This window comes from Eleftheria terrae (assembly GCF_030419005.1).
In the GTDB taxonomy this organism is placed as follows: Bacteria; Pseudomonadota; Gammaproteobacteria; order Burkholderiales; family Burkholderiaceae_C; genus Caldimonas; species Caldimonas terrae.
In genome coordinates this window covers 3,310,216-3,323,813 of record NZ_CP106951.1, presented here as the reverse complement: position 1 = coordinate 3,323,813, position 13,598 = coordinate 3,310,216, and the positions used below count along the sequence as shown (strand labels likewise).

General features: G+C 69.5%; 12 protein-coding genes. 9 read left to right on the top strand and 3 right to left on the bottom strand.

Annotated features, from left to right (window positions below; genetic code table 11):
• Positions 1–24: 24 nt before the first annotated feature.
• Positions 25–1,236, bottom strand: coding sequence for a DUF3466 family protein (locus N7L95_RS14690; RefSeq protein WP_301255993.1), 1,212 nt, complete (start codon positions 1,234–1,236; stop codon positions 25–27).
• Positions 1,237–1,403: 167 nt separating this feature from the next.
• Between N7L95_RS14690 and N7L95_RS14685 the strand changes: the two genes are divergently transcribed.
• Positions 1,404–1,820: a hypothetical protein gene (locus tag N7L95_RS14685; protein WP_301255992.1), complete on the top strand. Its 417-nt coding sequence runs from the start codon at positions 1,404–1,406 to the stop codon at positions 1,818–1,820.
• A 134-nt stretch (positions 1,821–1,954) separates the two neighbouring features.
• Here the strand turns inward: N7L95_RS14685 and N7L95_RS14680 are convergent, their stop codons facing one another.
• A complete protein-coding gene (locus N7L95_RS14680; protein WP_301255991.1) occupies positions 1,955–2,302 on the bottom strand; it encodes a hypothetical protein in 348 nt (115 codons plus the stop codon).
• 284 nt (positions 2,303–2,586) lie between these two features.
• Here N7L95_RS14680 and N7L95_RS14675 point away from each other — a divergent pair, with 284 nt between their 5' ends.
• The 7 genes from N7L95_RS14675 to N7L95_RS14645 all read left to right on the top strand — a co-directional run bounded on the left by N7L95_RS14675 (position 2,587) and on the right by N7L95_RS14645 (position 9,954).
• On the top strand, positions 2,587–3,894 hold the full coding sequence (locus tag N7L95_RS14675) for an ABC transporter substrate-binding protein (RefSeq protein ID WP_301255990.1): 1,308 nt from the start codon (positions 2,587–2,589) through the stop codon (positions 3,892–3,894).
• Between the two features lie 134 nt (positions 3,895–4,028).
• Complete coding sequence (locus N7L95_RS14670; protein WP_301260156.1) at positions 4,029–4,829, top strand: carbohydrate ABC transporter permease; 801 nt, start codon at positions 4,029–4,031, stop codon at positions 4,827–4,829.
• A gap of 4 nt (positions 4,830–4,833) precedes the next feature.
• Positions 4,834–5,658 carry a carbohydrate ABC transporter permease gene (locus N7L95_RS14665; RefSeq protein WP_301255989.1) on the top strand — a complete coding sequence of 275 codons (825 nt, stop codon included), beginning with the start codon at positions 4,834–4,836 and terminating at the stop codon, positions 5,656–5,658.
• A gap of 22 nt (positions 5,659–5,680) precedes the next feature.
• The gene (locus N7L95_RS14660; RefSeq protein ID WP_301255988.1) at positions 5,681–6,727 is read left to right on the top strand and encodes an ABC transporter ATP-binding protein; all 1,047 of its coding nucleotides are present in this window, start codon (positions 5,681–5,683) and stop codon (positions 6,725–6,727) included.
• A gap of 48 nt (positions 6,728–6,775) precedes the next feature.
• Positions 6,776–8,179 carry a D-arabinitol 4-dehydrogenase gene (dalD, locus tag N7L95_RS14655; protein ID WP_301255987.1) on the top strand — a complete coding sequence of 468 codons (1,404 nt, stop codon included), beginning with the start codon at positions 6,776–6,778 and terminating at the stop codon, positions 8,177–8,179.
• Entirely contained in the window at positions 8,172–8,969 is a 798-nt protein-coding gene (locus tag N7L95_RS14650) for an L-iditol 2-dehydrogenase (protein WP_301255986.1), read from the top strand. The genes dalD and N7L95_RS14650 overlap by 8 nt, the downstream gene beginning before the upstream one ends.
• A 58-nt stretch (positions 8,970–9,027) precedes the next feature.
• Positions 9,028–9,954, top strand: a complete 927-nt coding sequence (locus tag N7L95_RS14645; RefSeq protein WP_301255985.1) for an AraC family transcriptional regulator — start codon at positions 9,028–9,030, stop codon at positions 9,952–9,954.
• A gap of 11 nt (positions 9,955–9,965) precedes the next feature.
• Here N7L95_RS14645 and recQ read toward each other — a convergent pair whose 3' ends face one another.
• The gene (gene recQ / locus N7L95_RS14640; RefSeq protein WP_301255984.1) at positions 9,966–11,867 is read right to left on the bottom strand and encodes a DNA helicase RecQ; all 1,902 of its coding nucleotides are present in this window, start codon (positions 11,865–11,867) and stop codon (positions 9,966–9,968) included.
• 399 nt (positions 11,868–12,266) lie between these two features.
• Between recQ and N7L95_RS14635 the strand changes: the two genes are divergently transcribed.
• Entirely contained in the window at positions 12,267–13,487 is a 1,221-nt protein-coding gene (locus tag N7L95_RS14635; protein ID WP_301255983.1) for an MFS transporter, read from the top strand.
• Positions 13,488–13,598: the final 111 nt, after the last annotated feature.

The following is a 13,598-nucleotide window of genomic DNA, read 5'->3' as shown; positions in this document are numbered from 1 at the left end:
CGCGGCGCCGGGCCCTGCCTGGACTCAGGCCGTCGCGAGCGCCGGGGCGCGGCGGCGGCGCCAGCCGGCCATCGCCAGCAGGCCGCCGGCGCTCAGCAGCACCGACGCCGGCTCGGGCACCGGCGTCAGCAGTGCGAACGTGGCCTGGCCCCCGGCGTCGATGCCTTGCACCAGGATCTGACCCTTGTCGTTGATGTCGATCGCCTGCGAGAAGCGCCACCCGGCGGCGCTCGGGTCGAGCAGCGAGTTGACGGCCAGGGCCTTGCCATCGAGCCACAGCACGGCCCGGCCGCCGTCGTGCCCGACGATCCAGCCTTGGTTGTTGACGTCGGTCGCCTGGCTGCCGCTGTCGGCATCGCTGCCGTCGATGCTGTCGAGGAAGGTCATCTTGCCGTCGATCCATGCGGCCGGCTGCCAGCCGGAGGCGGACTGGATGTCCCCGGCGGTCCACTTCTCCGCCGCGCCGACGATCAGGCCGGCATTGTTGATGGCCGCAGCATCGGTGAAGTGCCAGTCGGCCCGGTCGCTGAGCAGCTGCCGCGCCTGGCCGTTCTCCCAATACATGGCCTGGCCGCGCGAGAACCAGCGGGAGCCGTGGTATTCGGCCATCGGCACCTCCACCGTCCCGACCACCTGGTCATGGTCGTTGATGTCGCGGGCCATCGCCGACGGGCCCTCGACGTAGAACCGGGGGTCGCCGGTGGCATGGCTCCACAGCGTGAGGGCCTTGCCGTCCTTCCACATGAGCGCTTCATCCGCCCGGCCAGGCGACGCATGGTTCGAGCCGACCGCCGTGCCGTGCTCGTTGATGGCGGTGGCGCTGCCGCCGTCGCGGCCCCGCAAGTGGGGCAGGCTGCCAATGGCGGCGCTCGGCGAGCTCCAGTGGACCGCGCCCTGCATGTCGCTGTGCTGGTCGGTGAAGCCGCTGCCCACGATGGCGCCGCTGTTGTTGAGGGCCGATGCACGGGCGCCGACGCGGTGCAGCTCGCTGTGCGGCAGGCGGTTGGCCAGCGCCTGCACCCGGCCGCCCTGCCACAGGTAGCTGCGTGCGAACTCGCCGTCGGCCGGCTGGACGTGGCCCACCACCTGCCCGAGGTCGTTCAGGCCGGTGGCGGTGAAGGCGCCGCTGGGCGCCTGCAGCGCCTCCACCCGGAAGCGCGGCAGATCGGCCGCGCTTGCCACATGCGCGGCCAGGCCGGCCGCGGCCAACAGGAACAGGGTGCGCTTCGGCGCCATAGGAAATCCTCCGTCGATTCTTGTGCGGAGCGGAGCATATTCGTGCACAGCGAAGCGATGTTCTTCAGCTTGAAACAATCGGCGCCGTTTGTCGGGGGTGAGCTTTGCGGGTCCGGTGGAATGCCGCACTGCCTTGCCGGCATGCAGAGGCCGGCTTAGCATGTCGCATGCTCATGCTGCTGCCCTCGATCATTGGCCGCTTCCTGCTGCCGCTTGCCCTGCTGGCCTTGCCGCTGGCGGGTTGCGGCGGCGGGGTCTATGTCGGCATCGGCGACGGCATCGGCGGCGACGATCCCGAGGTGGAACTGGCGGTCACGCCCGATCCGGTGGCCTCGGGCGGCCGGCTTACCCTGGTGGCGGCAGCCAGCGACGACAGCGGGGACGTGGACGAGGTGGAGTTCTTCCGCCTGGTGGACGGCCGCCGCGAGTCGCTCGGCCGGCTCGACCGCCCGCCCTTCCGCCTCGACGACGTGCGGGCGCCAGTGGTCAGTGCCAGCACCCGGGTGGATTACGTGGCCTGGGCCTGGGACCATGCCGGCCACCGCGGTGAAAGCGCGGTGGTGGGCGTGACGGTCACGCCTTGAGCGGCCTGGCAGCGAGGCGGTGATCCTCGCCTCGCCGGTGCTTGCCGCTGCCCCCGTCGCCCGCACCTGTCACCGGGCCCCGGTCGCCCACGCCGTTCGCCGGCCGGCGCCCTCCCATGGCGGGGCGCCGCACTTCAGCCCAGCGGGTTGAGCTCCGTCAGCAGGATCTGCTTTTCCCGGTGCGCCACCGAGCGCCAGCGGTGGGCGGTGCCCGGCACCTCCACCAGCACTTCCTCGGCCCCATCGGACAGGTCGGCGATGATGCCCAGCAGGCTGTTGGTGCCGGCGGCGAACAGGCGCCGCACCCGCGTCTGCGCATCGCAGCCGTGCTCGCGCAGCTGGGCTTCGGCCCATTGCTCGTCATCATTGAAAGACGCCTGCCGCACCAGCGACGGCTCGATGCGACCGGTGCGGTCGTCGAAGACGCTGAACAGGGTATGGCCGTCCGGAAAACGGACGGCGGCCAGGTGGGAAGAACTCATCGTGGGGTGCTGCAGACGCCCGGATTCCGGGCCACCGGACTGTGACACACCCTGCCGGCACCGGTTCCACCCTCCGATGGGGGAAGGGCCGGCACTAATTCTCGAATCGCCGGAAACTGCATCTGTTGCAAAAAATTGGGGAAAACACCAGATAACCGATGCTTAAAAGTATCGGAACAGGGATTCGACGGTATCGGTTCTGCTTCTGCAGGCGGTTAACTTAGCGATACCTGAAGTGCCGTCGCGCTTCGGGGTGCTCAGCACAACAACCGCAGGAGACGCACATGAAGCTGAAGCCTTGCCTCGCACTCGTTCTCGGCCTGGGAGTGGCCGGCTCGACGCTGGCTGCCACCGAACTGGTCGTGGCCACCGTGAACAACGGGCACATGATCGAGATGCAGAAGCTGACCAAGCACTTTGAGCAGGCGCATCCCGACATCAAGGTGAAGTGGGTCACGCTGGAGGAGGGGGTGCTGCGCCAGCGGGTGACCACCGACATCGCCACCAAGGGCGGGCAGTTCGACGTGATGACGATCGGCATGTACGAGACGCCGATCTGGGGCAAGAAGGGCTGGCTGAAGGAGCTGCGCCCGGACGCCGGCTACGACGTCGACGACCTGCTGCCCGCCATCCGTTCCGGCCTGTCGTCCGACGGCAAGCTGTTCGCCGCGCCCTTCTACGGCGAAAGCTCGATGACGCTCTACCGCACCGACCTGGTGAAGAAGGCCGGCCTGAGCATGCCCGATCGGCCCACCTGGGAGCAGGTGCGCGACATCGCCGCCAAGGTGCACGACCCGAAGGCCGGCGTCTATGGCATCTGCCTGCGCGGCAAGCCCGGCTGGGGCGACAACATGGCCTTCCTGTCCACCATGGTGAACACCTTCGGCGGCCAGTGGTTCGACCTGCAATGGAAGCCGCAGCTCAACAGCAAGCCGTGGAAGGACGCGGTGGGCTTCTATGTCGACCTGCTGAAGAAGTACGGCCCGCCCGGCGCGTCGGCCAACAGCTTCAACGAGAACCTGGCGCTGTTCAACGAGGGCAAGTGCGGGATGTGGGTGGATGCGAGCATCGCCGCGTCCTTCGTCTCCGACCCCAAGCAGAGCAAGGTGGCCGACAAGGTCGGCTTCGCGCAGGCGCCCACCGCCGTCACGCCCAAGGGTGCCAACTGGCTGTGGGCCTGGGCGCTGGCCATCCCGGCCAGCTCGCAGAAGGCCGACGCGGCGCAGAAGTTCATCCACTGGGCCACCTCCAAGGACTATGTGAAGCTGGTCGGCAAGGAGGTGGGCTGGGGGAACGTGCCCACCGGCACCCGCAAGTCCACCTATGCGACGCCCGAGTTCCAGCAGGCCGCCAAGTTTGCCGATGCCGAGTTGAAGGCCATCAGCACCGCCAACCCGAATGACAGCACCTTGCCCAAGTCGCCCTACGTGGGCGTGCAGTTCGCGGCCATTCCCGAGTTCCAGTCCATCGGCGTGGCAGTGGGCCAGCAGATGAGCGCCGCCCTGTCCGGCCGCGTCACCGTGGACCAGGCCCTGGCCGCCTCGCAGACTGCGGCCGAGCGCGAGATGCGCCGCGGGGGGTACTACAAGTGAGCACGCTGACCGCCGCCCCCGCGGTGGCGGCGCGTGCCGGCGAGGGCGGCCGCCCGGCGTCCTCGCGGCACCTGCCGCGCCGCCTGCTGCCCCGGCTGCTGCTGGCCCCCGCCGTCACCACCCTGCTGCTGTGGATGATCGTGCCGCTGGTGATGACGCTGTACTTCTCCACCGTGCGCTACAACCTCATGCAGCCGGGAGAGCATGCCTTCGTCGGCCTGGAGAACTTCGAGTTCTTCGTCACCGACCCCGGCTTCGGCCCGGCGGTGCTCAACACCCTGCTGCTGCTCGGCTCGGTGATCGTCGCCACCGTGGTGCTGGGCATCGGGCTGGCCCTGCTGGTGCACGAGCCCTTCCCCGGCCGCGGGCTGGTGCGGGTGCTGCTGATCTCGCCCTTCTTCGTGATGCCCACGGTCAATGCGCTGCTGTGGAAGCACATGATGATGAACCCGATCTACGGCGTGCTGGCCGAGGTCTGGCGCTTCTTCGGTGCCGCGCCGGTGGACTGGCTCACCGAGCACCCGTTGTTCTCGGTCATCGTGATGATCAGCTGGCAGTGGCTGCCGTTCGCCTGCCTGATCTTCATCACCTCGCTGCAGTCGCTCGACCGCGAGCAGATGGAGGCCGCCCGCATGGACGGCGCCAACGCGCTGCAGCGCCTGTGGTACCTGGTGCTGCCGCACCTGGCCCGGCCGGTGGCGGTGGTGGTGATGATCGAGATGATCTTCCTGATGAGCGTGTTCGCCGAGATCTACACCACCACCGGTGGCGGACCGGGTCATGCGAGCACCAACGTGGCCTTCCTGATCTACACGCAGGCCCTGCTCAGCTTCGACGTGGGCGTGGCGTCGGCCGGCGCGCTGTTCGCCGTGCTGCTGGCCAACATCGCGGCGGTCTTCCTGATCCGCCTGGTCGGCAAGAACCTCGACAGGTGAGACGATGAGACGAACCTTTCCCACCGTGCTGGTGGCGCGCACGCTCGCCTCCTGGGGCGCCGCACTGCTGGTGTTCTTCCCGCTGTTCTGGCTGGGGCTGACCGCGTTCAAGACCGAGCTGCAGGCGATCGCGGTGCCGCCGCAGCTGCTGTTCGAGCCCACGCTGGACAACTTCGGCGAGGTGCAGGCGCGCAGCGACTACCTGCTGCATGCCAAGAACTCGCTGGTGACGAGCGTCGCCTCCACCTTGCTGGGCCTGCTGATCGCGGCACCGGCAGCGTACTCGATGGCCTTCTTCCGCACCCAGCGCACCCGCGACCTGCTGATGTGGATGCTGTCGACCAAGATGATGCCGGCGGTTGGCGCGCTGGTGCCCATCTATGTGCTGGCCCAGACCAGCGGGCTGCTGGACACCTTGAGCGGCCTGACGATCGTGTTCACGCTGTCGAACCTGCCCATCCTGGTGTGGATGCTCTACAGCTGCTTCAAGGACATCCCGCCCGACATCCTGGAGGCGGCCCGCATGGACGGCGCCACGCTGTGGAGCGAGTTCCGCCACGTGGTGCTGCCGCTGAGCGTCGGTGGCTTCGCCTCGGCCGGGCTGCTGTGCCTGGTGCTGTCGTGGAACGAGGCCTTCTGGTCGCTCAACCTCAGCGCGGCCAACGCCGGCACGCTGGCGGCGCTGATCGCCTCCTACTCCAGCCCCGAGGGCCTGTTCTGGGCCAAGCTGTCGGCCGCCTCGCTGCTGGCCGTGGCGCCCATCGTCGTGTTCGGCTGGTTCTGCCAGAAGCAACTGGTGCAGGGCCTGACCTTCGGCGCCGTCAAGTAAGCCATTCCGGAGTGCCATTCCCATGAATTCCTTCCTGCAACTGAGCGGCGTCGAGAAGTACTTCGGCTCGCTGCGTGCCATCAAGGGCATCGACCTGCAGATCCGCCAGGGCGAGTTCGTCGTCTTCGTCGGCCCCTCGGGCTGCGGCAAGTCCACGCTGCTGCGCCTGATCGCCGGGCTGGAGGAGATCGACGGCGGCCGCCTGCACCTGGACGGCCGCGACATCACCGACCTGCCGGCCGCCAAGCGCGACCTGGCCATGGTGTTCCAGTCGTATGCGCTCTACCCGCACATGACGGTGTTCGAGAACATGTCGTTCGCGCTCAAGCTGGCCGGCGAGCCGGCGGCCGCGATCCGCACCAAGGTCGAGCGCGCCGCGGCCATCCTGAACCTCGGGCCCTACCTGCAGCGCACGCCGCGCGAGCTGTCGGGCGGGCAGCGCCAGCGGGTGGCGATCGGCCGGGCCATCGTCCGCTCGCCCAAGGTCTTCCTGTTCGACGAGCCGCTGTCCAACCTGGACGCCGCGCTGCGCGGGCAGACCCGCGTCGAGATCGCCAAGCTGCACCGCGAGCTGGGCGCCACCACCATCTACGTGACCCATGACCAGGTGGAGGCCATGACCCTGGCCGACCGCGTGGTGGTGTTGCGCGACGGCGCCATCGAGCAGGTGGGCTCGCCGCTGGAGCTGTACGACCGGCCGGCCAACCAGTTCGTGGCCCAGTTCATCGGCATGCCGCAGATGAACGTGCTGCCGGCCGACGCACTGCCCTCGCTGGTGGCGGCCGACGGCAGCCGCCCCCCGCAGGACGGCTTCGTTGGTGTGCGGCCCGAGGCGGTCACGGTGCGCCCACAGGGCGAGGCGCCGATCGCGGCGCAAGTGGAGCTGGTCGAGGCCCTCGGCGCCGACACCCTGATCCATGCCGCCGCCGGCCGCCTGCAGCTGGTGGCCCGGCAGAGCCAGCGCACCACGCTGCGGCCGGGCGACCCGGTGGGCTTGGCGATCGATCCCGCTGCGCTTCATTTCTTCGACCGCCAGGGCCGCGTGCTGTCCGCCGCGGCGGCCGGCTGAGCCGGCGTTGCGGCCTGTCCATCTTCGATCCAGAACACCATGTGCCCAATGTCTCCTTCCCAGCCCGGCAGCGTGATGCTGCACCTCGGGCTGGGCTCTTTCCACCGCGCCCACCAGGCCGTCTACCTGCAGCAGCTGAGGGACGCAGGCGATCGCCGCTGGGAGCTCCAGGGCGGCAACCTGCGGCCCGACCAGCCGGAGCTGATCGAGACGCTGCGCCGCCAGGGGGGCGCCTACACGCTGGAAACCGTCAGCCCCGACGGGCTGCGTCGCTATGAGCGGATCAGGTCCATCCGCCGCGTGCTGCCCTGGGAGCCGACGCTGTCGGGGCTGGTGAGGGCGGGGGCCGATGCCCGCACCCGCATCGTCTCCATCACGGTGACCGAGGCCGGCTACTACCTGGACGACCGCCAGCGCCTGGACACCCGCCACCCCGACCTGGCCGCCGACCTGGAAGGCCGCAGCTGCGGCACCGTCTATGGCGCGCTGGCGCGGCTGCTGGAGGCGCGCCGGCAGCGCGGCAGCGGCCCGCTGACCCTGCTCAACTGCGACAACCTGCGCCACAACGGCGAGCGGCTGCGCGCCGGCCTGCTCGACTTCCTGGCCCAGAGCGACCAGCCGGCCCTGCTCGAGTGGGTGCAGTCGCACACCCGCTGCCCCAATGCGATGGTGGACCGCATCACGCCGCGCCCCTCGCCCGCGGTGCGCGAGCGGGTGCTGGCGGCCACCGGCGAGGACGATCCGGCCGCGCTGATGGCCGAGAGCTTCATCCAGTGGGTCATCGAGGACGACTTTCCCGCCGGGCGGCCCGACTGGGAGACGGTGGGCGTGCAGATGGTCGACTCGGTGCTGCCGTACGAGGAAGCCAAGATCCGCATCCTCAACGCCAGCCACAGCTGCATTGCCTGGGCCGGCACCCTGCTGGGCCTGCGCTACATCCACGAGGGCACCCAGGACGAGCGCATCCGCCGCTATGCACACGAGTACGTCACGGAAGATGTGATGCCCTGCCTGCACCGCCCTGGCCGGCCCAGCCCGGTCGACCTGGCGGCGTACCGCGACACGGTGCTGCAGCGCTTCGGCAACCCCGCCATCGAGGACACCAACCAGCGGGTGGCGATGGACGGCTTCTCGAAGATCCCCGGCTTCATCGCGCCCACGCTGCGCGAGCGGCTGGCCGAAGGTGCGCCGGCACGGGCGGTGGCACGGCTGCCGGCGCTGTTCCTCGCCTTCCTGCAGCGCTGGCACCGCGGCCAGCTGCCCTACGAGTACCAGGACCAGGCGATGGACCCGGCGCTCGCCCATGCCATCTGCGGCAGCCACGACCCGGTCGCGGCGCTGTGTGCCGACGCCGGCCTGTGGGGAGAGTTGGCAGGTGACGCCAGCTTGACCCGGGCGGTGGCGACGGCCTATGAAGAGATCCAGCACCTCACAGGAGTGACCCTTGACTGATCCCCGTTCGCAGCGCCTGGCCCAACGCCATGCCCTGCTCACTGGCGCCGCCGGTGGCATCGGCCTGGCCGTGGCCGAGGCCTATCTCGAGCACGGTGCACGCTGCAGCGTGGCCGACCTCGCCGCGCAGCCCACTGAAGCCCTGCTGGCGCTGTCCGAGCGCCACCCGGGCCGGCTGCACTATGTGCAGGCCGACCTGTCTCGGATCGAAGACATCGCCCACATGGTGAGCAGTGCGCGCGAGTGCTTCGGCGATATCGAGGTGCTGTTCAACAATGCCGCCGTGTTCGACCTCGCCCCGCTGCTGGAGTCGGACGAGCGGATGTACCAGCGGCTGTTCGACGTCAACGTCAAGGGCATGTTCTTCACGATGCAGGCCGTGCTGCGGCAGATGGTGGCGGCCGGGGTGCGTGGCAGCGTGGTCAACCTTGCGTCGCAGGCGGGTCGGCGAGGCGAGGCGCTGGTGTCTCACTACTGCGCCTCCAAGGCGGCGGTGATCAGCTACACCCAGTCGGCCGCGCTGGCCATGGCACCGCACGGCATTCGCGTCAACGCGATCGCGCCGGGGGTGGTGGACACGCCGATGTGGGGCCAGGTGGATGCCTTGTTCGCCCGCTACGAGGGCCTGCAGCCCGGCGAGAAGAAGGCGGCGGTCGGCCGCGCGGTGCCGCTGGGCCGCATGGGCCGGCCCGAGGACATGGCGGGGGCGGCGGTCTTCCTGGCGAGCGAGGAGGCTGCGTACATCACCGCACAGACGCTCAACGTGGATGGCGGTAATGTGATGAGTTGAATTGAGCCGCGGGTGCGGGCCCGGCCCGCGCCCGCCAGCGAGCAAAGAGGAGCGTCTCATGGGCCACACACGACCGCGCGGACCGGAGCTTGAGCACGACTTCGTCCGCTCCCCCAAGCTGGGCTACGAGCCCCACGGCAGCTATGGCTGCGTCCGCTATCTGGAGCACGGCTTCCCGAATCCCCTGGTGCGCTGGCACTACCACGAGGAATACGAGCTGCACCTGATCGTGCGCACCCGGGGCAAGGTGTTCGTGGGCGACTACATCGGCCACTTCGAGCCTGGCCACCTGGTGCTGACCGGCCCGCGCCTGCCGCACAACTGGATTTCCACCGACACCCCACCCGAAGGGGTGGAGCTGCGCGACGTGGTGTTGCAGTTCCCGGACGGGCCGCTGCGCCAGGCGGCCGAAGGCATCCCCGAGCTGCGCGAGGTGCTGCCGCTGCTGGAGCGGGCGCGCTACGGCATCGAGTTTTTCGGCATCAGCGATCGCATCATGTCGCAGTACGAGCGCATCAAGCACAGCAGCGGGCTGCGCCGCTTCAGCGAGTTCACCGACCTGCTGGGGGTGCTGGCGCAATGCAGCGACTACCGGCTGCTGTCGACCGTGCAGCTGCAGAGCTTCGACGACGATGCGGCGCTGGCGCGCATCAGCGGCATCGTCGACTACATCACCGAGCACAGTGCCACGCAGTTCTCCATGGCCGAGCTGTGCCGCCGCGTCGGCATGACCGAAAGCCGCTTCTCGCGCTACTTCCGCAAGGCCACCGGCAACACCTTCACCGACTTCGTCAACCGCCTGCGCATCAATCGCGCCTGCCAGCTGCTGATGGAGTCGGACCGCTACATCACCAACATCTGCTACGACGTCGGCTTCAACAACGTGGCCAACTTCAACCGCCGCTTCCTGCAGATCAAGGGCATGACACCCAAGGAATTCCGCCGCCAGGCGGAGGCCCGCTTCGGCTCCGACGAGGCGGCCTGAGCCGGCAGGCTTCAGGCGGAGGACAGCACCCGCAGGATCTCGGCGCCATAGGCTTCCAGCTTCTTGGCGCCGACGCCGCTGATGCCGCCCAGGTCGGCCAGCGTGCCTGGCGCCACGCGGGCCATCTCGGCCAGCGTCGCGTCATGGAACACGACATAGGCTGGCAGGTTGTGCTCGCGCGCCACCTCGGCCCGCCAGGTCTTGAGGGCCTGGTAGCGTTGCTGCGCGGCGGCGTCGAGGTTGGCCGGCGCTGCCTTGGCGCCACTGCCCTTGGCACCGGCCTTGGCTGCCTTGCCGCGCTTGGCCTCCGCGGCCACCCGCAGGCGCAGGGTCACTTCGCCCCGCAGGACGCTGCGGGCGCTCTCGGTCAGCGCCAGGGTGTTGAACTCGCCTTCGGCCACCACATGGCCCAGCGCCACCAGCTGACGCAGCACCGAGCGCCATTGCTGCTCGGACAGGTCGGCGCCGATGCCGAAGGTGCTCAGGCTGTCGTGCCGGTACTGCGTCACCTTGTCGGTGCGCTTGCCCCGCAGCACGTCGATCAGGTGGCCCGCGCCGAACGAGCGCGCACCGAAGCCACCGGCATGTTGCTGGAAGCGGTAGATGCAGGACAGCGCCTTGCGGGCCGCCTCGGTGGCGTCCCAGGTGGCGGGGGGCTGCAGGCAGTTGTCGCAATTGCCGCAGGGCTGGCTGGCCTCGCCGAAGTAGTCGAGCAGGCGCACGCGGCGGCATTCGTGCGTCTCGGCCAGCGCCAGCAGCGCATCGAGCTTGCCGCGTTGCACGCGCTTGAAGTCGTCGTTGGCGGGGCTTTCGTCAATCATGCGGCGCTGGTTGACGACGTCGGCCAGGCCGTAGGCCATCCAGGCTTCGGCGGGCCCGCCGTCACGGCCGGCCCGGCCGGTTTCCTGGTAGTAGCTCTCGATGTTCTTGGGCAGGTCGAGGTGGGCGACGAAGCGCACGTCCGGCTTGTCGATGCCCATGCCGAAGGCGATGGTGGCGACCATCACGATGCCGTCCTCGCGCAGGAAACGGTCCTGGTGCTTCTGGCGCACCGCGGCGTCCAGCCCGGCGTGGTAGGGCAGGGCCGTCAGGCCTTCGTCGCACAGCCACTGGGCGGTTTCCTCGACCTTCTTGCGCGACTGGCAGTACACCACGCCGGCCTCGCCCTCGTGCTCGTCGCGCACGAAGCGCAGCAGCTGGGCTCGCGGGTTGTCCTTCTCGACGATGAGGTAGCGGATGTTGGGCCGGTCGAAGCTGCTGATGAAGACCCGGGCGTCCTGCAGCTGCAGCCGCTCGATGATGTCGGCCCGGGTGTGCTCGTCGGCGGTGGCGGTGAGCGCGATGCGGGGCACGTCGGCATAGCGCTCGTGCAGCACGCTCAGCGCGAGGTACTCGCTGCGGAAGTCGTGGCCCCATTGCGAGACGCAGTGGGCCTCGTCGATGGCGAACAGGCTGAGCAGGCCGCGCTGGTGCAGGGAGTCGAGCTGGGCCAGGAAGCGCGGGGTGGTGATGCGCTCGGGCGCCGCGTACAGCAGGGTGAGGCGGCCACTCATCATCTCTCGTTCGACGTGCTGGGCTTCATCAAGCGAGAGGGTGGAGTTGAGGAAGGCGGCGTGCACGCCCACTTCTTCGAGCGCGCCGACCTGGTCGTGCATCAGCGCGATCAGCGGCGAGACCACGATGCTCACGCCTTGCCCACGCCGGTGCCGCGCGATGGCCGGCACCTGGTAGCACAACGACTTGCCGCCGCCGGTGGGCATCAGCACCAGTGCGTCGCCGCCGCCCGTGACATGGGTGACGATGTCCTGCTGGCGGCCGCGGAAGCTGTCATAGCCGAACACCTCGGCAAGGATGCGCAGCGGCTCGGCGGAGGACGTCTGGGAACGAAGGGAGGTGGGGGCGGAGAGGGACATGGCAGCGATCGGCGCGGCGTGCGCGACCCGCATCCTAACGCCAGCGGCCGCAGGCCCGTCCGCCAGCGGGTGAAGCCTGCAGGGCTTGGCAGGGCGTTGGGCGGCTGGCGGCCAGCAGGGCGGCAGGAGTCCGTGCCGCGCCGTCGCTGTGCCGGGTGGCTGGATCGGATGGGTGGCCGGCCGTTCACCGCTGGCCGCTCGCAGCCGGTAGCCGGTAGCCGGTAGCCGGTAGCCGGTAGCCGGTAGCTGGTAGCCGGTAGCCGGTAGCCGGTAGCCGGTAGCCGGTAGCCGGTAGCCGGTAGCCGGTAGCCGGTAGCCGGTAGCCGGTAGCCGGTAGCCGGTAGCCGGTGCAGCGGTACCGTTGCTCGGCGACAATAGCGGTTTGCCCTGAAGCTGCGAATGAGCTCTTCGCCGTCCTCCCTGCGCATGACCCCTGCCGAACGCCGAGCCAGCGGCTGGCTGGCGGCGCTGTTTGCGCTGCGCATGCTGGGCCTGTTCCTGATTCTGCCGGTGTTCTCGGTGCATGCCCGCGGCCTGGCCGGCAGCCAGCAGATGGGCCTGGTGGGCCTGGCCATCGGCATCTACGGCCTGACGCAGGCGGTGTTGCAGATTCCTTACGGCTGGGCGTCGGACCGCTGGGGCCGCCGGCCGGTCATCCTGGCCGGCCTGGGGGTGTTCGCTGCCGGCTCCTTCATTGCCGCGGCGTCCGACACGCTGGCGGGCATCACCGTGGGCCGGGCCTTGCAGGGGGCGGGTGCCATTTCGGCCGCCGTCACCGCCTTCATTGCCGACAGCACCCGTGACGAGGTGCGCACCAAGGCCATGGCCATGGTGGGCGGCTCCATCAGCCTGGCGTTTGCGGTGTCACTGGCCTTCGCCCCGTGGCTGTACAGCGTGATCGGCATGGCGGGCTTGTTCTCGATGACCGGCGGGCTGGCCCTGGCGGGCGGCTGGGTGGTCTGGCGCCTGGTGCCCGAGGTGCCGCAACTGCCGGCCGCGCCCATCGGGACGGCGTGGCGCACCGTGCTGGGTCATCCTGAACTCAGGCGGCTCAACCTCGGCGTGTTCCTGCTGCACACCGTGCAGATGGCGATGTTCGTCGTGGTGCCGATCGCCTTGGTCGAGCATGCCGGCCTGCCGGTGCGGCAGCATGGCTGGCTCTACCTGGGGGTGGTGGTGCTGGCGATTGCCGGCATGGTGCCGCCCATGGTGTGGAGCGAGCGGCGCCAGCAGCTACGGGCCGTGTTCCTTGGCGCGGTGGCCTTGCTGGCGCTGACCCAGGTGGCGCTGGCCTGGGGCTGGACCCGCCCGGTGCCGCTGATTGCGCTGCTGGTGTGCTTTTTCATCAGCTTCAACCTGCTGGAGGCGAACATGCCGTCGCTGGTATCGCGGGTGGCGCCGCCGGCGGCCAAGGGGCTGGCGCTGGGGGTGTTCAACACCTGCCAGTCGCTGGGCCTGTTTGCGGGCGGGTTGCTGGGCGGGCGGTTGCTGGGCAGCTGGGGCCATTCGGCGGTGTTCCAGGTCTGCGCGGTGCTGGCCGGGCTGTGGCTGGTGCTGGCATGGCCGATGCGCCCGCCGGCGCGGCAGCGGGTGAAGGCCGAGGCCGAAGTATCGGGCTGAGCGTGCCGGGCCTGGCGCCAGCGATGCTGGCCACAGGCGGCACCGGCCGTCGTGGCAGGGCTGGCTCCGGCACGGGTTCGTGAAGTAATTCGGCTTCCTGATGGACGGTGG

Excerpts from the sequence above, each read along its gene's own strand:
- dalD (WP_301255987.1), top strand. The coding sequence starts at position 6,776 with ATGTCTCCTTCCCAGCCCGGCAGCGTGATGCTGCACCTCGGGCTGGGC.
- N7L95_RS14645 (WP_301255985.1), top strand. The coding sequence starts at position 9,028 with ATGGGCCACACACGACCGCGCGGACCGGAGCTTGAGCACGACTTCGTC.
- N7L95_RS14660 (WP_301255988.1), top strand. The coding sequence starts at position 5,681 with ATGAATTCCTTCCTGCAACTGAGCGGCGTCGAGAAGTACTTCGGCTCG.
- N7L95_RS14685 (WP_301255992.1), top strand. The coding sequence starts at position 1,404 with ATGCTCATGCTGCTGCCCTCGATCATTGGCCGCTTCCTGCTGCCGCTT.
- N7L95_RS14690 (WP_301255993.1), bottom strand. The coding sequence starts at position 1,236 with ATGGCGCCGAAGCGCACCCTGTTCCTGTTGGCCGCGGCCGGCCTGGCC.
- N7L95_RS14680 (WP_301255991.1), bottom strand. The coding sequence starts at position 2,302 with ATGAGTTCTTCCCACCTGGCCGCCGTCCGTTTTCCGGACGGCCATACC.
- recQ (WP_301255984.1), bottom strand. The coding sequence starts at position 11,867 with ATGTCCCTCTCCGCCCCCACCTCCCTTCGTTCCCAGACGTCCTCCGCC.
- N7L95_RS14635 (WP_301255983.1), top strand. The coding sequence starts at position 12,267 with ATGAGCTCTTCGCCGTCCTCCCTGCGCATGACCCCTGCCGAACGCCGA.
- N7L95_RS14675 (WP_301255990.1), top strand. The coding sequence starts at position 2,587 with ATGAAGCTGAAGCCTTGCCTCGCACTCGTTCTCGGCCTGGGAGTGGCC.
- N7L95_RS14665 (WP_301255989.1), top strand. The coding sequence starts at position 4,834 with ATGAGACGAACCTTTCCCACCGTGCTGGTGGCGCGCACGCTCGCCTCC.
- N7L95_RS14670 (WP_301260156.1), top strand. The coding sequence starts at position 4,029 with ATGATCGTGCCGCTGGTGATGACGCTGTACTTCTCCACCGTGCGCTAC.